The organism is Pseudomonas sp. 13B_2.1_Bac1 (assembly GCF_025466155.1).
In the GTDB taxonomy this organism is placed as follows: domain Bacteria; phylum Pseudomonadota; class Gammaproteobacteria; order Pseudomonadales; family Pseudomonadaceae; genus Aquipseudomonas; species Aquipseudomonas aylmerensis.
In genome coordinates this window covers 61,725-80,442 of record NZ_JANLOH010000068.1, presented here as the reverse complement: position 1 = coordinate 80,442, position 18,718 = coordinate 61,725, and the positions used below count along the sequence as shown (strand labels likewise).

Here is an 18,718-nt window from a genome sequence, read left to right as displayed (position 1 = left end):
TTTCCTCTCAGGCTTGGAAACGACGGATGGAAAACGCTTCGATGGGTTGGCGGCTGGCCCCGTCGCAGACAATCTCTGCCAGGGCTTCACCGACCGCGGGGCCGAGCTGGAACCCGGCGCCGGCAAAGCCGAAACCGTGGAGCAAGCCCGGTTGGGTACTGCTGGGACCGATCACCGGTTCGTGATCGGGTAGGTAACCTTCGGTGCCGCTCCAGGTGCGAATCGCCTGGGCACCCTTGAGGAACGGGTACAACTCGCCGGCATTGCGCAGAATCTCAAGCACTGCGGCCTGGCCAGGGCGCGCCGTCAACGGGCCGAGGGCAAAACCGCGCCCGCCACCGAGGATGCAATTGCCCCGGGCGACCTGCCGCGCATAAATCCCGCCGCCTTCGACGCCGGTGCTCACGTTCATCACCATCGGCAATGGCTCGGTGACCAGCATCGCCGGATGCGCCGAGGTAATCGGCACCGGCTCGCCGAAGTGCGCAGCGACGGTGCCCGCCCAGGCGCCGGCGCAATTGAGTAACCACGGCGCCTGCAAGTGCAGGCCGTTGGCGCAGCGGATCTGAAAGCGCTGGCCGTCATGTTCGACCTGAAGCACTTCGGCCTGCTCGTGGACCGCCGCGCCAAGGCGTTGCGCGGCACGGGCGAAAGCCGGAGACACCAGTCGCGGGTTGGCATGCCCGTCTTCCGGACACAACGAAGCGCCCACGGCGATATCGCCGACCCAGGGAAAGCGTGCGCGCAGCTCGGCGTAGTCCAGCAATTGCAAGCCCAGGCCAAAGCCTCGGGTGTGCTCGGCATAGGCTTGCAGCGCAGCAAAATCCGCCGCGCTGCGCGCGAGTTTCAGATGCCCGGAACGCACGTACTCACCATCGATGCCGATCAACCCCGGCAGGTCGGACCACAGCGCATGGGCGCGTTGCGACAGCGGTAACTGATGCAGCGGCCGGCCTTGTCGGCGCACGCCGCCGTAATTCACGCCACTGGAATGCGAGCCGCAAAAATCCCGTTCCACCAGGGCCACGCGCTGGCCCTTCTGCGCCAGCATCAAGGCTGCCGAAGCGCCGACAATGCCGCCGCCGAGTACGATGACGTCGATCATGGCTGCACCTCCACGCCGAACGGCAACGGCTTGATCGGAGCCTGGCCACGCAGGCGGCCGACGTTTTCAACTGCGCGACCGCTGCGCTCGGCGACGATTTCCGCCGCCGCCAGCCCGCACATGCGGCCCTGGCAGCGACCCATGCCGACGCGGCAATGCGCCTTGACCCGATTGATTTCCCAGTGGCCTTCATCGACCACGGCGCGCACATCACCGACGCTGACTTCCTCGCAGCGGCACAGGATCAACGCATCCGGCGCCTGCGCAGCCCAGTTTTCAGGGAACGGGAACGCGGTTTCCAGGCCATGGCGAAAGCGCTGGATAGCCGCCAGTCGCTGCTCCAGCTCAGCCGGGCGGCGATGATCGATGGCAATGCCTGAATCTTCCAGCACCGCCAAGGCTGCGCGTTCGCCGGCCATTGCTGCCGCGTCTGCCCCCATGATTCCGGCGCCATCGCCAGCCAGGTACACGTCGCTCACACTGCTGCGTCCGGCGCCGTCGCGTTGCGGCAACCAGGCGCGATTCAACGCGCTCCAGGCAAACTCACAGCCGAGCAAGTCCGCCAGCTGTGTCTCGCTGCGCAAGGCATGGGCGAAGCCCACGGCGTCACATTCCAGCACCTGCTGGTCCCAGCGGATGCCACGCACGCGTTGCTCGCCGTCGATCTGTTGAAGCGTCGCACCCTGATGCACGGGCACGCCGTGAGCGGTCAGCCAGGCGCGGTAATACAAGCCCTTGGCCAAGGTCAGCGGTTGCCCGAGCAGGGCCGGCACTGCACGGCATTGCGCGCTGAACGGCGCACTGTCGAGCACTGCCACCACCTGGGCGCCAGCCTTGGCGTACTGGTACGCGACCAAATACAGCAACGGTCCGCTGCCACAAAACGCCACCCGTTCACCAATCGCGCAGCCCTGATACTTCAAGGCGATTTGCGCCGCGCCCAGGCTGTACACCCCCGGCAAGGTCCAGCCCGGGACTGGCAGGATGCGGTCGGTGGCGCCGGTGGCGACGATGATCCGCGCATATTCGACGCTCTCGGCACGCCCGTTATTGAGCATGTCCAGGCGCCCATCCTCGGCGTTCCACACCAGCGTTTGCGGGCGGTAGTCGATCAGCGGCGCGAGTTCATCCAGCGTACGGTGCACGGCCTCGGCCTTGCGCGCCTCGAACCCGTAGATCTGCTTGGCCGTACGCTGGAAGTTTGCCGGCTGGCGCCGATAGATCTGCCCGCCGCCGCGCAGGCTTTCATCCACCAGGCAGGCCTTGATGCCATGGTCGAGCAGGGTGCGCGCAGCGCTGATGCCTGCCGGGCCGGCACCGACAATCACCACCGGCTTCATAGCTGGCGCCCCGGCTCGCGGCTGATCGCCTGGCCTTCTTCCAGCAGCGTCGAGCAGGCCCGCACGCGGCGCCCATCCTCAAGCCGCACCCAGCAATCCTGGCAGGCGCCCATCAGGCAAAACCCGGCGCGGCGTTCGGCGCTGAAATCACTGCCGCGCAGGTGCTCGGCGCAGGTCAGTACGGCGGTCAGCAACGTGTCGCCGAGCAAGCCGGTGGCGGGTTGCCCGTCCAGGGTAAAGGCCAGGGCAGGGCGCGTGGTTTCGGCCAATCGTTTGAACAAGGCCATCAATGTTTCCCCACCAGCACGCGGTCCAGGCCGTAGACCCGGTCGAGCAGAATCATGGTCGCCGCCGTCAGCGCAATCACCAACGCCGACACCGCCGCCATCATCGGGTCGATGGACTCGGTGGCGTACACGTACATGCGCACCGGCAGGGTCTGCGTGGCCGGCGAACTGACGAAGATCGACAGCGTCACCTCATCGAAACTGTTGATGAAGGCCAGCAGCCAACCCCCGGCGACGCCGGGGAAAATCATCGGCAAGGTGATCTGCCGAAACAGCGTGAAGCGCCCGGCGCCCAGGGACTCCGCCGCCTGTTCGGCACTGCGGTCAATACCGATGGCCGCTGCCAGCACCAGGCGCAGCACATACGGGGTGATGATCACCACGTGCGCGAGCATCAGCCAGGTGAAGCTGCCGTTCACGCCCATCAGCGCGAACAGGCGCAGCATTGCCACGCCCAGGACCAGGTGCGGAATGATGATCGGCGACAGGAACAACGCGCTGAAGAAGTTGCGCCCCGGGAACGAGTATCGGCTGATCGCCAAGGCCGCCGGCACGGCAATCAAGGTGGCCAGGGTCGCGGCGGTAAACGCCAGGATCAGGCTGTTGTAGAACGCCTGGATAAAGTCGGCACGCTCGAACACTGCGCGAAACCAGCGCAGGGAGAAGCCCGAGGTGGGCAGGCTCAAGGTGTTTTCCGGGGTGAAGGCCACCAGGCAGACCACCACCAGCGGCGCCATCATGAACAGCACCACCAGGCCGTGAAAGCCGAGGGCCAAAGGACCGTTTCTGGACATGCGCTTAAACCCCCAGGGACTTTTTATAGCGGCCTTCGACCATGCGGTTCCAGCTCAGCATGATCAGCAGATTGACCAACAGCAGCACCACCGCGATGGTGGCGCCCATGGGCCAGTTGAGTTCCGAGAGGTACTGGTCGTACACCACGGTGGCGACCATTTTCAGGCGTCTTCCGCCAAGCAGGCCGGGAATCGCAAACGAGCTGGCGGCCAGGCCGAACACGATCAGGGTGCCGGACAGCACGCCGGGCATTACCTGGGGCAACACGATTCTGCGCATCACCGTGGCCTGGCTTGCACCCAGCGACAGCGCGGCCTGTTCAGCCGACGGGTCGAGCTTTTGCAGGGAGGTCCACACCGGAATGATCATGAACGGCAGCATCACGTGCACCAGCGCGATGATCACTGCGAACGGCGTGTACAGCAGCTTCACCGGGCGCCCGCCGAGGGCCTGGATCACCTGGTTGACCAGCCCGTCGGCACCCAGCAGCAGGCTCCACCCGAAGGCGCGCACCACCACCGAAATCAGCAGCGGCGTGAGGATCAGGATCAGGAAGATCGAGCGCCATGGCGTGCCCATGCGACTGAGGATGTAAGCCTCGGGGACGCCGATCACCACGCACAGCAGGGTCACGAGCGCGCTGATCCAGAAGGTGCGCCAGAAGATCTCGTAGAAGTACGAGTCACTGAACAGCGCCAGGTAGTGGGCCAGGGTCCATTCATCACCCTTGACGCCGACCTGGTAGTCGAACACGTTGAACGACAGCACCAGTGTCAGCCCGAGCGGCAGGATCAGCAGCCCGGTAAACAGCAGCAGGGCCGGCAGTGAAAGCAAGTAGCCGCGACTCATGCGTGCACCTCATCCACCGCCAGTACCCGCAGCAGTTCGGCCTGCCACTCCAGGCCGACCGCCGCGCCGCAGCCCAGCGGCGCGCTGCCGTCATTGCTGCGCACCACGGTGATTTCGCCGAGAGGGGTGTGGATGCGGTACAGCCATTGGCTGCCGAAGAAGTAGCGGTCGAGCACCTTGCCCTGCAGGCGCCCGGCGCCGGCTTGCACCAGGCTGATCTTTTCCGGGCGCAGGCTCAGGACCAGTTCGCCATCGCCGCTTTCGTGGCGCACTTGCGGGATACCCAGTTGATCGTAATCACCGGCGAGCAAGTTGGCCTTGCCGACGAAGTCCGAGATAAAGCGCGTGCGCGGGTGTTCATAGAGCTTGTACGGCGCATCGATCTGGGTCACGCGGCCGGCCTGCATCACCACCACGCGGTCGCTGATCGACAGGGCTTCGGCCTGGTCGTGGGTCACCATCAACGTGGTGATACCCACAGCGCACTGGATGCGACGGATCTCGAACTGCATCTCTTCGCGAAGGTTGGCGTCGAGGTTGGACAGCGGTTCATCGAGCAGCAATACCGGTGGTTCGATCACCAGGGCGCGGGCCAGGGCCACGCGTTGGCGCTGGCCGCCGGACAGCTCCCGTGGGTAACGCTCGGCGTGGGGTGCCAGGCGCACCAGTTCGAGCACGGTCTTGACCTTGCTGGCGATCTCGGCGGCCGGCACTTTGCGCATCTTCAGGCCGAAGGCGACGTTGTCGCGCACGGTCATGTGCGGGAACAGCGCATAGCTCTGGAATACCACGCCCAGGCCACGGCTGGCGGGCTTGGCGTGGGTAATGTCGCGCCCGTCGAGCAGGATCTGCCCGGCGCTGACATCGACGAAACCGGCGATCATTTGCAGGGTGGTGGTCTTGCCGCAGCCAGAAGGGCCGAGCAGGGAAACGAACTCGCCTTTTTCCACCGCCAGGTCAGTGGCGACCACCGCGTCGACGGCGCCGTAGCGTTTGCTCAAGGCGTTGAGTTGGAGAAATGCCATGTCTGCGTTCCACCTTTTTTTGAGTCGCGTCGAAACGCGCTTTTTTGTTTTGGGCAGATGCGAATGAGGTGTTGCCGGTGCGTTGGCGCTCGATCTTGAGTCGGCTGCCGTTAGTTGTTCATTTCGCCCCTGTGGACGCAGATTAGGACGAAGACTAGGATGGGCGGAAGATGGAATTTCACTCAATGAACTACTTTTTTCGTTTTTATTCACTCACCAGAATTTTCTAAGAGATCACGTTATATGGATTCCACTGAGCGGAATGAAAATGCCCGGGAAGTCGGCGCCGGCGGGGTCTCCCGACTGTTCGCGCTGTTGCGCACCCTGGGCGAGGTGCCGGAAGGTGGCGAACGTGTGACCCAACTTGCGCAACAGGTGGGCCTGTCCCAGCCCACCACTCACCGCCTGTTGCGCAGCCTGATGGATGAGGGCATGGTCGAGCAGGATGCGCGCAGCAAGCGCTATCGCTTGAGCCTGGAGTTCTTTGCGCTGGCGGCGAACGCGGGCAAGACCGGCAACCTGCGCGACCTGGTGCGGCCGAGCATGCTGCGCCTGAGTGCGTCATTGGGTGATTCGCTGTTCCTGCTGGCGCGCAGTGGCTTCGATGCGATTTGCCTCGACCGCAGCGAAGGGCCGTACCCGATCCGTACCTTCACCGGCGATATCGGCGGGCGCGTGGCGCTGGGCGTGGGCCAGGGCAGCCTGGCGATCCTGGCGTTCCTGCCGGAAGAAGAGCGCGAGACGGTGATCCGCTACAACCTGCCACGGCTCAAGGACTTTCACCTGTACGACGAGGTGCTGCTGCGCTCGGAGGTCGAGAATGTGCGCAACCTGGGTTATGCGGCGCGCAATACCGGGGTGCTGGAAGGCATGGCAGGCCTGGCGGTGCCGATCCTCAATCGCGACGGCCACGCGGTGGCGGCGCTGAGTGTGGCAACCATCAGTGATCGGTTGGGGCCGAGCCGCTTGCCAATGGTGGTGGAATTGCTCAAGCGCGAAGCCGCGGCGATCGGGCCGAGGATCAACCCGTTCGATCCGACCCTGCGCAGGCCGTCGCAGACCTTCGGTGGGTAACTCATCTCGGCCACGATGAAGAACCAGTGTGGGAGCGGGCTTGCTCGCGAATGCGTAGATCAGTCATGGATATGTCCACTGACACGCCGCGTTCGCGAGCAAGCCCGCTCCCCCATTGTTCAGATCGCGGCCAGGGCCACGGATGTAGCCGCCGTTCGAGTCTCCACCCCCAACTTCACATACACATGCTCCAGATGCTTGTTCACTGTCCTGGGGCTCAACCCCAGGATGTCGCCGATATCCCGATTGGTCTTGCCGCACGCAACCCAGCGCAAGACCTCCACCTCACGCTCGGTCAACTGGAACCTGGCCGACAGCAGCCGCTGTGCCGGCTCATCCTCGAGCGTCAGCACATTCGGCTGCGTCGCCTCCCGCGCCGACAGCAAGATGCGTGACGTGCGCAGGTGCGCAGCCACCCGTGCCAGGACCTCATCGGTCTGGATCGGTTTGGTCACGTAGTCACTGCCACCCACCTCGAAGCCTTGCACCACGTGCTTGCTGTCGGTTAGCCCGGTCATGAACACCACCGGCACATCCGCGCTGGCCGGCATTGCCTTGAGCCGGCGACAGGTTTCGAAACCGTCCAGGCCGGGCATCATCGCGTCCAGCAGGATCAGGTCCGGACGCCGGCGTTGCACGCGGTTCAACGCGCTGAGGCCGTCCAGGGCCACCAGCACCATGTAGCCGGCGTCGTCGAGCGCGTCACAGAGCAATGCCAGGTTGTCCGGGGTGTCGTCGACGATCAGCACCACGCCGGGTTCAGTGCTGTGGGTGAGTGCATTCATCTGCGGCCTCCTTGAGGGTTCGGTTGAGTTCATCCAGGCGAAAGCCCTTGAGCAGCCCGCGCAGCTTGGTGATGAACGGTTCGGCATCGGGGCGGTGTGCAAGGATCGTGTCGAGTTTGGCGTGCAGGCCGCGTACATAGCCGATGGCGCTGAGTTCCGCCAGGGCGGCAAGGTCTTCGGGGCTGGGCAATACGCTGGGCGGCGGCGGTGCGGTGAAGGTCTTGGTGCGCCGCAGCCACTGCAGGTCCAGGTGCTGTTGCAGGCGCCCGAGCAGTTCCGGGGTGCGCACCGGCTTGGCCAGGTAGTCGTTGCAGGCCGCGGCGATGCTGCGCTCGCGGTCGTCGGTAAAGGCGTTGGCGGAGATCACGATGATCGGCGCGGTGCACAGCGCATTGCGCCGGATCAGGCGGCTGGTTTCGTAGCCGTCCAGGGTCGGCATCGACAGGTCCATCAGGATCAGGTCCGGGGCCAGCAACGCCACCTGGCGAATCGCATCCTGGCCGTTGCTGGCCTGCACCACCTCAAAGCCCAACGGCGTGAGCATGCCACTGAGCACCTTGCGATGGTCCACATGGTCGTCCACCACCAGGATGCGCCGACGCGCGCCCTGGTAGCCGATGATGTCGTGTTCCACATGCACCACCGCCTGCGGCGCGCGCACCTGGGACAGAAACAGCCGCACCTGGAAGCAGGTGCCTTTGTCCAGTTCGCTGGTCACGCGCAGCTCGCCGCCCATCAAGGAGGTGAGCATGCGCGTGATGGTCAGCCCGAGGCCGACGCCCTTGTCCTGGCGCATCAGGTCGCCGCGTTCGAACGGCTGGAAAATCCGCTCGATCTGCCCCGGATCAATGCCGATGCCGGTGTCGATGATTTCAAAATTGGCAGTCTCGCGCCTGTAGCTGACCCGCAGGCACACCTCGCCGCTGTCGGTGAAATTCACCGCATTGCCGAGCAGGTTGATAAGGATCTGGCGCACGCGCTTTTCGTCACCGCGCACCACGGCCGGGATCTTGCCCACGCAGTCCAGGCGAAAGCGCAGGCCCTTGTCCTGGGCTTGCGGCGTGAACATCTGCTCCAGGTCATGGATCAGTTCGGGGAAGGGGATTTCGGTGAGTTCCAGGCGCAGCTTGCCGGCCTCGATCTTGGCCACATCCAGCAGGCCGTCGATCAGCGACAACAGGTGCGAGCCGCTGCGCAGGATGGTCGCGAGTGCGTCCTGGTGCTGCTCGGGCATGGCGCCGTCACGCTGCAGGATTTGGGTAAAGCCGAGAATGCTGTTCAGCGGCGTGCGCAGCTCATGGGACAGCCCGGTGACATAGCGGCTCTTGGCAGCATTGGCAGCTTCGGAGGCTTCCTTGGCGTGTTGCAGGGCCTGGTCGGTGAGGCTGTGGGCGTCGATTTCGTGCATCAGCAGCAAGGTCTGGCGATCGGACTCTTCCTGGGCCACCCGCCGGCTTTCGCGGGTCAGCACCACCCACCAGGCGAGCACGGCGGCCAGGACCGAGAGGGTCAGGAAGGCCTTGAAGAACGCTTGGTACAAGGTCTCGGAGTGGGGCAAACCCTGGGCGGCCTGCACGTAAATCAACGCCAGGGCGCTGGCGAGCAACAGCTCCAGTACCAGCAGCAACCCCAGGTAATGGGCCAGCCGTGTGTGCAGGCGCGGCATCAGGGTAGTCGGCAGCAGCCAGCGCAACACGCCTTCGAACTGGGTGACCAGGCGCGCGTGGGGTTTGCAGCGATCGCCGCAACGTGCGTCCAGTGAACAACACAGCGAGCAGATGGGCGTGCTGTAGGCCGGGCAGAACGCCATGTCGGCGGTTTCGAACGGGTTGCTGCACAGCCCGCACACCGCGTGGGTGGCGGGCGCCACCGGGTGGATCAGTTGCAGGTCGCTGGTGCGCGCGATGTAGTACTTGCCTTTCGTCAGCCAGGCCAACAGCGGCGCCATGATCAAGGCCGTACCCAGCGCCACGAACGGCGGCGCGGCCTGGGCCAGGCTGCCGAACAGCCCGAAGTGCGCGAGGATCGACAGCAACGAGGCGACCAGCATCGAGCCGACACCCACCGGGTTGATGTCGTAGAGGTGCGCGCGCTTGAACTCGATGTGCCTGGGCGACAGCCCCAGCGGTTTGTTGATCACCAGGTCAGCGACCAGCGTGCCGATCCAGGCAATCGCAATATTGGCGTAGAGCCCCAGCACCTGGTCGATCACATCGAACACGCCCAGCTCCATCAGCATCAGCGCAATGGCCACGTTGAACACCAGCCATACCACGCGGCCCGGATGGCTGTGGGTCACGCGGGCAAAGAAGTTCGACCAGGCCAGTGAGCCGGCGTAGGCATTGGTCAGGTTGATCTTCATCTGCGAGATGAACACGAAGAGCACCATCGCGCCCAGCGCCCATTCCGGCGAGCTGAACACGTACCGGAACGCGACCAGGTACATCTGGGTCGGCTCGGCAGCGCGTTCCATGGGGATTTCATGTTGCAAGGCGAGGAACGCGAGAAACGCGCCGGCGAACATTTTCAACGCGCCGGGGATGATCCAGCCAGGGCCGGCGCAGAGCAGGGCGGCCCACCAGCGCTTACGGTTGGCGGCGGTTTTTTCCGGCAGGAAGCGCAGGTAGTCCACTTGCTCGCCGATCTGCGTCACCAGTGACAGCGCCACCGTGCAGGCGGCGCAGAACGCCAGCAGGTTGAAGCCGCCGCCATCGCCGCTGCGTCCGACGAAGCTGGTCCAGTCGCTGAAGGCGTCGGGGTTTTTCCACCACACAAAGCCATAGGGCAGCACCAGCAACAGCAGCCACACCGGTTGCGTCCACAGCTGCAGGCGGCTGATCAACGTCACGCCGTAGGCCACCAGCGGGATCACCAGCAGCGAGCAGATCACGTAGGCGATCGCCAGCGGGATATGAAAATACAGCTCCAGCGCCAGGGCCATGATCGCCGCTTCCAGGGCGAAGAACAGGAAGGTGAAGCTGGCGTAGATCAGCGAGGTGATGGTCGAGCCGATATAGCCGAAGCCGGCGCCACGGGTCAGCAGGTCCATGTCCACGCCATAGCGCGCCGCGTAGTAACTGATGGGCAGGCCGGTGAGGAAGATCACCAGGCTGATGGCGAGAATCGCCCAGAACGTATTGGTGAAGCCGTAACTCAGGGCCAGCACGCCGCCGATGGCTTCCAGAGCCAGGAAGGACACCGCGCCCAGGGCCGTGTTGGCAATGCGCAGCTCCGACCATTTGCGAAAGGACTTGGGCGTGTAGCGCAGGGCGTAGTCTTCCATGGTCTCGTCGGCGACCCAGGTGTTGTAGTCGCGGCGGATCTTGACGATGCGCTGGGTGCCGGGGAGGGGATGCACGGTGGGATGGCTCCGGGGAGTGGGCAAGGTGGATGAGCAAGTTCCGTGCCCCGATTCCAAATGTGCGAGCTGGCTTGCCTGCGATGGCGGTGGGTCAGGCACGGGAAGTCGATGGATGCACCGCCACCGCAGGCAGGCCAGCTCCCACATTGATCGGTGCTGTCAGGGCGGGCGGGATCCTGCTCGAAAATGGTGCGCAGTGGCATACGTCAAATGACGTATGCCGTTACGTCAGGCTGCGTATACCCGTGCTGGCCGGCCGCCGCCATGCTGGACCCCTCATTGCAGAGGAGTCGCCCCATGGCACCACGATTGATCCGCTCCAAACCCCTGTTGGCCTTGTCCTTGCTGGCGGCCGCACTGTTCAGCCAGGGCGTGCTGGCCGATAACGAAGGCCTGGCCGTGACCCCGACTGAAGTCACCGTCGGCCAGTTGCACTCGGCCACCGGCACCATGGCGATTTCCGAGACCGGTTCGATCCAGGCCGAACGCCTGGCCATCGAGCAGATCAACGCTTCGGGCGGGATCCTGGGACGGCAGATCAAGGTGATCCAGGAAGACGGCGCCTCCGACTGGCCGACCTTCGCCGAAAAGGCCAAGAAGCTGCTGGTCAACGACAAGGTTGCCGCCGTGTTCGGCTGCTGGACCTCGGCCTCGCGCAAGGCTGTGCTGCCGATCTTCGAGAAAGAAAACGGCCTGCTCTACTACCCGACCTTCTATGAGGGCCTGGAACAGTCGAAAAACGTGATCTACACCGGGCAGGAAGCCACCCAGCAGATCCTCGCCAGCCTCGACTGGATCGCCAAGACCAAGGGCGCCAAGACGTTCTACCTGGTCGGCTCCGACTACATCTGGCCGCGCACCTCGATGAAGATCGCGCGCAAGCACATTGAAAACGTGCTGCACGGCACCGTGGTCGGCGAAGACTACTACCCGCTGGGCAACACTCAGTTCGGTTCGCTGATCAACAAGGTCAAGCTGAAGAAACCGGACGTGGTCTTCGCGGCGGTGGTCGGCGGCTCCAACGTGGCGTTCTACAAACAGCTCAACGCGGCAGGTGTGAATTCGTCCAAGCAAACCTTGCTGACCCTGTCGGTGACCGAAGACGAACTGCTCGGCATCGGCGGCGAAAACATGGCCGGTTTCTATGCCTCGATGAAGTACTTCCAGAGCCTGGACAACCCCAACAACAAAGCCTTCGTCGAAGCCTTCAAGGCCAAGTACGGCAAGGACGCGGTAATCGGCGACGTGACCCAGGCGGCCTACCTCGGCCCATGGCTGTGGAAAGCGGCGGTGGAGAAGGCCGGCAGTTTCGACGTGGATAAAGTCGTCGCCGCCTCGCCGGGCATCGAGCTGAAAACCGCGCCGGAAGGCTACGTGAAGATCCACGAAAACCATCACTTGTGGAGCAAGTCGCGCATCGGTGAAGTGCAGCCCAACGGCCAGTTCAAGGTGATCTACGAGTCGGATCTGATCGAGCCGAATCCGTTTCCCAAAGGCTATCAATAAGCCTGGATCTGGCGCTGATCTAAATGTGGGAGCGGGCTTGCTCGCGAAAGCGCAGTGTCATTCGCAGATGTATTGACTGATACACCGCATTCGCGAGCAAGCCAGCTCCCACATAAATCAAAAGCAGACCTTGGTTTTCATCATTACCTCCCGCTCAGGAGACCATCATCATGGAATGGCTATCGGAATTTGGAGCCATCGCGGCGATGCAGGGGTTCAACGGCTTGTCCGTGTTCTGCGTGCTGTTGCTGATGGCATTGGGGCTGGCGATCATCTTCGGGCAGATGGGCGTGATCAACATGGCCCACGGCGAGTTCCTGACCATCGGCGCCTACACCACCTACGTGTGCTCCAGCCTCACCGCGCACTTTGCGCCAAGCTTCCAACCCTATTACTTCTTCTTCGCCATCGGCCTGTCGTTCCTGGTGGCCGGGGCCATCGGCTGGCTGGTGGAATGGGCGATGATCAGCCGCTTGTACAAGCGCCCGCTGGACACCTTGCTCGCCACCTGGGGCCTGTCGCTGGTGATGCAGCAAACCTTTCGCTCGGTGTTCGGCGCCCGCGAAGTCAGCGCCGAACCACCGGCCTGGCTGATGGGCTCGGTGAACTTCACCGATGCCATCGAGATCCCGCGCAATGGCCTGTTCATGATGGGCCTGACCCTGCTGCTGACCGGTGCGATCTTCATCATGCTCTACCGCTCGCGCTGGGGCCTGCAGGTGCGCGCCACGGTGCAGAACCGCCTGATGAGCCGCGCGGTGGGCATCAACACGCGCAAGGTCGACCGCATGACCTTCGCCCTCGGTTGTGGCGTCGCCGGTGTGGCGGGCGCGGCGTTCACCACCATCGGCTCCACCGGGCCCACGGCGGGATCGCAGTACATCGTCGACACCTTCCTGGTGGTGGTGTTCGGCGGCGCGCAAAGCCTGTTCGGCACCATCGCCTCGGCGTTCGTGATCGCTCAGACCCAATCGCTGTCGGAGTTTTTCCTCAGTGGCTCGATGGCCAAGGTACTCACCCTGTCCTCGGTGATTCTGATCCTGATGCTGCGCCCGCAAGGGTTGTTCTCCATCAAAGTGCGCAAGTAGAGGCGAGCAGATGAAGGCTTTAGACAAGCTGCTGGGCGGCCAGCAAAACCTGATCGGCATCGTGCTGCTGGCGCTGTTGATCCTTGTGGTATTCCCGCTGACCCTCGACGCGTTCCGGCTGAACATGGTCGGCAAATACCTGACCTACGCGTTCGTCGCCGTGGGTCTGGTGCTGTGCTGGGGCTATGGCGGCATTCTCAGCCTGGGGCAGGGCGTGTTCTTCGGCGTCGGCGGCTACTGCATGGCGATGTTCCTCAAGCTGGAAGCCTCGGACCCCGAGAGCACCAAGATCCAGTCCACCCCGGGCATCCCGGACTTCATGGACTGGAACCAGATCACCGAACTGCCCTGGCTGTGGCAGCCGTTCCACAGTTTCAGCTTTACCCTGGTGGCGGTGATCGCGGTGCCGGTGCTGCTCGCGTTCATCATCGGGATGGCGCTGTTCAAGCGACGCGTGGGCGATGTGTACTTCTCCATCGTCACCCAGGCGATTGCGCTGATCCTCACCGTGTTGATCGTCGGCCAGCAAGGCCTGACCGGTGGCGTCAACGGCATCACCGACCTCAAGACCCTGCTCGGCTGGGACCTGCGCACCGACAGCGCGAAGCTGATCCTGTACTTCATCAACGCCGGCTTGCTGTTCGGCTGCATCTTCATTGGCCGTTTCATCCTCGCGTCCAAGCTCGGCCGGCTGCTGATGGCGATGCGCGACAAGGAAGAACGCGTGCGGTTTTCCGGGTACGACGTGGCCAGCTTCAAGATCTTCGTATTCTGCGTAGCCGCCGCGTTCTCGGCGATTGGCGGGGCGATGTTTGCCTTGCAGGTGGGCTTCATGTCGCCGTCGTTCGTGGGCATCGTGCCGTCGATCGAGATGGTGATTTTCGCCGCGGTGGGCGGGCGCATGTCGCTGCTCGGCGCGGTGTATGGCGCGCTGCTGGTGAACTACGGCAAGACCTACTTTTCCGAGTCTTTTCCCGAGTTGTGGCTGTACCTGATGGGGGGGCTGTTTATCGCCGTGGTCATGTACTTCCCCAACGGCCTGGCCGGCCTGTGGGACAGCCATGGGCGCCAGGTGCTGGCCAAAGTGCTGCGGCGCAAACCCGCAGCGGCGACTCCGGCGAGCCCGTCGGTTAAATCCAAGGCTAAAAGCAAGATCCTGGAGACCCAGCCATGACCACGGTCGGCTTTGAAATGAAAAAACCGGTGCTGGCCATCGAAGGCCTCACCGTGTCGTTCGACGGCTTCAAGGCGGTCGACAACCTCAACCTGTACATCGATCGCAACGAAGTGCGCGTGGTGATCGGCCCCAACGGCGCCGGCAAGACCACGGTGCTCGACCTGATCTGCGGCAAGACCCGCGCCACCAGCGGCAGCATCCAGTTCGACGGCCAGGAACTGACCAAGATGCGCGAGTACAACATCGTGCGCGCCGGCGTCGGGCGCAAGTTCCAGAACCCGTCGATCTACGAGAACCTCACGGTGTTCGAGAACCTCGAGATGTCCTACCCGGCCGGGCGCAAGGTGTGGGGCGCGTTGTTCTTCAAACGCAACGCCCAGGTGATCGCGCGGGTGGAAGAAGTCGCGCGGGAAATCTTCCTCGGCGACCTGCTGCAGCAACAGGCCGACCTGCTGTCCCACGGACAGAAGCAGTGGCTGGAAATCGGCATGCTGCTGATGCAGGACCCCGAGTTGCTGATGCTCGATGAGCCGGTGGCCGGGATGAGTGTCAACGAACGCGCGCAGACCGCCGAGTTGCTCAATCGCATCAGCCAGGGCCGATCGGTGCTGGTGATCGAGCACGACATGGAATTCGTCAAGAGCATCGCCCACAAGGTTACCGTGCTGCACCAGGGCAAGGTGCTGGCCGAGGGCAGCATGGAGTCGGTGCAAAGCAATCCTAAAGTCATCGAAGTGTATTTGGGCCATTGAGGAAGCGGGCATGTTCAAGATCGACCAGTTGTCCTGCGGCTACGGGCAGAGCCAGATCCTCCACGACCTGGACCTGAACGTGGCCAAGCGTGAGATCGTCGCGGTGATGGGCCGCAACGGCATGGGCAAGACCACCTTGTTCAAGAGCCTGATGGGCATCCTGCCGCAGTGGAAAGGCCAGGTCAGTGTGGACGGGCACGATGTGTCGGCGCTGGAAACCCATGAGCGGGTGGAACGTGGCATCGCTTATGTGCCGCAGGGGCGCATGATTTTCCCGAGCATGACGGTGCTGGAAAACATCCAGACCGGCCTGCCGGCGTCGGCACGCGGCAAGGTGCCGGAGGATCTGTATGCGCTGTTCCCGGTGCTCCACGACATGCAGTCGCGCAAGGGCGGCAACCTGTCCGGTGGCCAGCAACAGCAGCTGGCGATTGCCCGCGCGCTGGCGACTAATCCCAAGGTGCTGCTGCTGGATGAACCGACCGAGGGCATCCAGCCGTCGATCATCAAGGACATCGCGCGCACGCTGAAGGAGATTCGCAACCTGCGCGACCTGACCATAGTGGTGTCGGAGCAAGTGCTGTCGTTTACCCTGGAGATCGCCGACCGTTTCCTGGTGATCGAGAAGGGCCGGTTTGTGATTGAGGAGACGCGGGATAGGGTGGATGAAGCGACGATCAGTCGGTATTTGTCGGTGTGAACTGCGGCTGTAAGAAGGTCTGCGAGGTAGCGCGATTCCGGGCGCTGTCCTACAGGTATGGCAGGTTTTATCGGCGTGCTGCCCAGGCCGTATGCTGAACTTCCCCAACTTCTTTTCCGGTGCTGAGTTGTGTGTTTGCCTCGGGTCTTTGGAACTGGCGTGTCGTCAGTGGCCACAGAGTGGGACGTTAATCCGTCGAGCAGCTGTAGTGGATTGGCATCTATCGACTCCATGACCTGAGGTGTAACTATGGACCTGTGTTATCCCCAACAACCCCACAGTCGGGCATTTTCCGGCATGGGCCTAATGTCAGTCCCCCCTGATGTTGGAATGCGCAACGCTTATAATCCTTATGCGAATGCTCCGTGGTCCGGCATCGCGCGGGAGTTTGCCAATAACTTTGATTATTTCCGGATGCCCAAAACGGATTTTGTCTCGCTTGATTCAATCAGGGGCATGGCCGATCGGCCCCAGATGAGAAACCCGCGGGACAATGATATGACCCAGTTGGCTCAAGTGGTTCTCGGCTTTCCGGAAATAGGCAAGTTGTTCGACTCAGTTAATAACGGCGGCCAGGAAGATGGGTATATCAGTCACGGCGACGTATCTGCTGCTATTGATCTTCTTGAGGAGCGGGAGGCACTTTCGATGCCGCCGGTGCGCGCGGGCCAATATAACGGCGCCATGCAACAACACAGGGTCAACCAGCAATTTTTCCCGCAATATTCCGGACCCGCGCCGCGGTATGAAGATCCAGACTTCGCGCTGCAGCGGCCTATCTACCAGCGCGCGCCAGGTTACCGAATGCCGGATGCCGAGAACAATGCGTACAGTCACCTCAGCAATGAAGACTTCAGCAACCGCGTCCTCACCCGTTTCAGCTCCCTGGAAGACCCGAACAAACCCGGTGAAATCACCGACAGGTCGCTGAATGCGGTGGCTGCGGGTCGCCGACTGGACGGTATGCCGGCAACTGAGGATGAGATGAATGTCGCCCGGGAACTGCTGGATCGAGGGGATTTGTTCAGGAAATATGATGAAGGCAAAACCGGTGAACTGGATGGCGGGTTCACTCGGCAAGACCTGGCGAATACCTCCAATCGATTCGAAAGCATGAGTAATTCAGAGCTGCTGGAAACGATTAAAAAGCACTTTGTCGAGTACGGTGATGGTGATGACTATGTCAACTTCAAGGAACTGAAACAAGCCGCTGGGTTAGTGCCTTCGAATAAAACCTACACCCCGCAAGCGCGCCAGGCAGCGACTGAGCTTCTCCAGCGCAAAGAGCTTCTGGAAGACACCGATATCGGCGTGGATGACAAAGGTAATCCTGGGTACAAGGACCAGCGATTCGATTTGGCGAACCTGAAGCATATGATCAAGAAAGAGCGGGACGACGAGCGCCCCCGTTGACCTGCGCAGGGTGCCGCCGATCACGTCGGTGGCACCTCGCGTCCTTCAGGCGTCGCGGCCCGCTAGGGTGTCGGGCGGATCATGGCCTCCGGCCGTACGTGCTGGGCGTATGCCTCGGCACTGATCAACCCCAACCGGACCGCCGCTTCCTTCGGTGTCAGTCCCTCGTCCGCAGCCTTGCGGGTGATCTGCGCCACACGGTCATAGCCCAGCACCGGGTTGAGTGCCGTGGCCAACAACAGCGAATGCTCGACGTTGTGCGCCAGTTGCGCGCGATTGACCTCCAGGCCACTGAGCAACCTGTGGCTGAACAGGCTGACGGCGTCCGTCAGCACCTCGATCGATTGCAGCAGATTGTGGATCAGCACCGGCTTGGCCACATTCAACTCGAACGTGCTCGACGCGCCCGCCAGGGTGATGGTGGTGTGATTGCCCATGACCTGCATGGCCGCTTGCACCAGCACTTCAGCGATGGTCGGGTTGCGTTTGCCGGGCATGATCGAGGAGGTCAGGCCATCGTCCGGCACGATCAGTTCCCCCAGGCCGCAACGCGGACCCGAACCGAGCAGGCGAATATCGTTGGCGATCTTGGTCAGTGACACGGCCAGCACGTTAAGCGCGCCGGAGGCCTCCACCAACGCATCGTGAGTGCCCATGCCTTCGAATTTGCACGGGTTGGTTGCAAAGGCGACGCCGGTGAGCTGACTGATTTCTTCGCAGAACGCCACATCGAATCCCACCGGCGTATTCAAGCCGGTGCCCACCGCCGTGCCGCCCTGGGGCAACAGGCACAGGCGCGGCATGCAACCTTCGAGGCGTGCAATGCCATGCTGGATCTGCTGGGCAAATGCCCCGAATGCCTGGCCTTGGCTCATCGGCACGGCATCCATGAGGTGCGTGCGGCCAATTTTCAGCACGTCCTGCCAGGCGTCGGCCTTGGCTTTCAGTTCGTTGTGCAGCTGGCCCAGCGCGGGCAGCAGGCGCCCGCGCAGTTCCAGCACGGTGGTCAGGTGCATCACCGTCGGAAAGCTGTCGTTGGACGACTGCGAGCGGTTCACGTGGTCGTTGGGGTGCACCGGTGACTTGCTGCCCAGTTCACCGCCCAGCATCAGGTTGGCGCGGTTGGCGATCACCTCGTTGGCGTTCATGTTGGTCTGGGTGCCGGAGCCGGTCTGCCAGATCGACAGCGGGAAGTGCTGGTCGAAAGCGCCGTCGGCCAAGGCCTCGGCCGCCTGTTCGATGGCGTCCGCCAGGGCCGGGGCCAGTGTGCCGAGCCGTACATTGGCGCGGGCACAGGCGCGCTTTTGCTGGCCGAAGGCGCGGATCAGGCTGGCGGGAAACGGCTGCTTGCTGCCGAAGACCTGCAGGGCCCGCTGGGTTTGTGCGCCCCACAGGCGGTCGGCCGGGATTTCGACGGGGCCGAACGCATCGTGTTCGATTCGTGTACTGGACATCCCTATG

16 protein-coding genes are annotated in these 18,718 nt (G+C 63.0%); 7 read left to right on the top strand and 9 right to left on the bottom strand.

Features of this window, described 5'->3' with window-relative positions; genetic code table 11:
* Positions 1–7 precede the first annotated feature (7 nt).
* From NTD80_RS16505 to NTD80_RS16480, 6 genes are read right to left on the bottom strand one after another with little or no spacing between them, the layout of a single operon-like run.
* Positions 8–1,105 carry an NAD(P)/FAD-dependent oxidoreductase gene (locus NTD80_RS16505; protein ID WP_262134319.1) on the bottom strand — a complete coding sequence of 366 codons (1,098 nt, stop codon included), beginning with the start codon at positions 1,103–1,105 and terminating at the stop codon, positions 8–10.
* Positions 1,102–2,445 carry an NAD(P)/FAD-dependent oxidoreductase gene (locus tag NTD80_RS16500; RefSeq protein WP_262134318.1) on the bottom strand — a complete coding sequence of 448 codons (1,344 nt, stop codon included), beginning with the start codon at positions 2,443–2,445 and terminating at the stop codon, positions 1,102–1,104. Before NTD80_RS16500 ends, NTD80_RS16505 begins: the two co-directional genes overlap by 4 nt.
* A complete protein-coding gene (locus tag NTD80_RS16495; protein ID WP_065906028.1) occupies positions 2,442–2,732 on the bottom strand; it encodes a (2Fe-2S)-binding protein in 291 nt (96 codons plus the stop codon). Before NTD80_RS16495 ends, NTD80_RS16500 begins: the two co-directional genes overlap by 4 nt.
* Positions 2,732–3,526: an ABC transporter permease gene (locus NTD80_RS16490; protein WP_262134317.1), complete on the bottom strand. Its 795-nt coding sequence runs from the start codon at positions 3,524–3,526 to the stop codon at positions 2,732–2,734. Before NTD80_RS16490 ends, NTD80_RS16495 begins: the two co-directional genes overlap by 1 nt.
* A 4-nt stretch (positions 3,527–3,530) precedes the next feature.
* Entirely contained in the window at positions 3,531–4,376 is an 846-nt protein-coding gene (locus NTD80_RS16485; protein WP_065906033.1) for an ABC transporter permease, read from the bottom strand.
* Positions 4,373–5,401, bottom strand: a complete 1,029-nt coding sequence (locus NTD80_RS16480) for an ABC transporter ATP-binding protein (RefSeq protein WP_262134316.1) — start codon at positions 5,399–5,401, stop codon at positions 4,373–4,375. The genes NTD80_RS16485 and NTD80_RS16480 overlap by 4 nt, the downstream gene beginning before the upstream one ends.
* A 243-nt stretch (positions 5,402–5,644) precedes the next feature.
* Between NTD80_RS16480 and NTD80_RS16475 the strand changes: the two genes are divergently transcribed.
* Positions 5,645–6,475, top strand: coding sequence for an IclR family transcriptional regulator (locus tag NTD80_RS16475; RefSeq protein WP_106804313.1), 831 nt, complete (start codon positions 5,645–5,647; stop codon positions 6,473–6,475).
* A 119-nt stretch (positions 6,476–6,594) separates the two neighbouring features.
* On the opposite strand, the gene NTD80_RS16470 is transcribed toward NTD80_RS16475, so the two are convergent.
* Positions 6,595–7,260 carry a response regulator gene (locus NTD80_RS16470; protein WP_065906038.1) on the bottom strand — a complete coding sequence of 222 codons (666 nt, stop codon included), beginning with the start codon at positions 7,258–7,260 and terminating at the stop codon, positions 6,595–6,597.
* Complete coding sequence (locus NTD80_RS16465) at positions 7,235–10,618, bottom strand: ATP-binding protein (protein WP_065906040.1); 3,384 nt, start codon at positions 10,616–10,618, stop codon at positions 7,235–7,237. Before NTD80_RS16465 ends, NTD80_RS16470 begins: the two co-directional genes overlap by 26 nt.
* Before the next feature lie 300 nt (positions 10,619–10,918).
* On the opposite strand from NTD80_RS16465, the gene urtA reads away from it, so the two are divergent.
* The 6 genes from urtA to NTD80_RS16435 all read left to right on the top strand — a co-directional run bounded on the left by urtA (position 10,919) and on the right by NTD80_RS16435 (position 17,257).
* Complete coding sequence (gene urtA / locus NTD80_RS16460) at positions 10,919–12,127, top strand: urea ABC transporter substrate-binding protein (RefSeq protein ID WP_065906042.1); 1,209 nt, start codon at positions 10,919–10,921, stop codon at positions 12,125–12,127.
* A 170-nt stretch (positions 12,128–12,297) separates the two neighbouring features.
* A complete protein-coding gene (gene urtB, locus NTD80_RS16455; protein WP_065906044.1) occupies positions 12,298–13,215 on the top strand; it encodes an urea ABC transporter permease subunit UrtB in 918 nt (305 codons plus the stop codon).
* Between the two features lie 10 nt (positions 13,216–13,225).
* Positions 13,226–14,389 (top strand): urea ABC transporter permease subunit UrtC, encoded by a 1,164-nt coding sequence (urtC, locus tag NTD80_RS16450; protein WP_262134314.1) that lies wholly within the window; start codon positions 13,226–13,228, stop codon positions 14,387–14,389.
* On the top strand, positions 14,386–15,144 hold the full coding sequence (urtD, locus tag NTD80_RS16445; protein WP_262134313.1) for an urea ABC transporter ATP-binding protein UrtD: 759 nt from the start codon (positions 14,386–14,388) through the stop codon (positions 15,142–15,144). Before urtC ends, urtD begins: the two co-directional genes overlap by 4 nt.
* 10 nt (positions 15,145–15,154) lie before the next feature.
* Complete coding sequence (gene urtE / locus NTD80_RS16440; RefSeq protein WP_138815132.1) at positions 15,155–15,844, top strand: urea ABC transporter ATP-binding subunit UrtE; 690 nt, start codon at positions 15,155–15,157, stop codon at positions 15,842–15,844.
* 330 nt (positions 15,845–16,174) lie between these two features.
* Entirely contained in the window at positions 16,175–17,257 is a 1,083-nt protein-coding gene (locus NTD80_RS16435; RefSeq protein WP_262134311.1) for a hypothetical protein, read from the top strand.
* A 62-nt stretch (positions 17,258–17,319) separates the two neighbouring features.
* On the opposite strand, the gene NTD80_RS16430 is transcribed toward NTD80_RS16435, so the two are convergent.
* Entirely contained in the window at positions 17,320–18,711 is a 1,392-nt protein-coding gene (locus tag NTD80_RS16430) for a class II fumarate hydratase (protein WP_262134310.1), read from the bottom strand.
* Positions 18,712–18,718 lie beyond the last annotated feature (7 nt).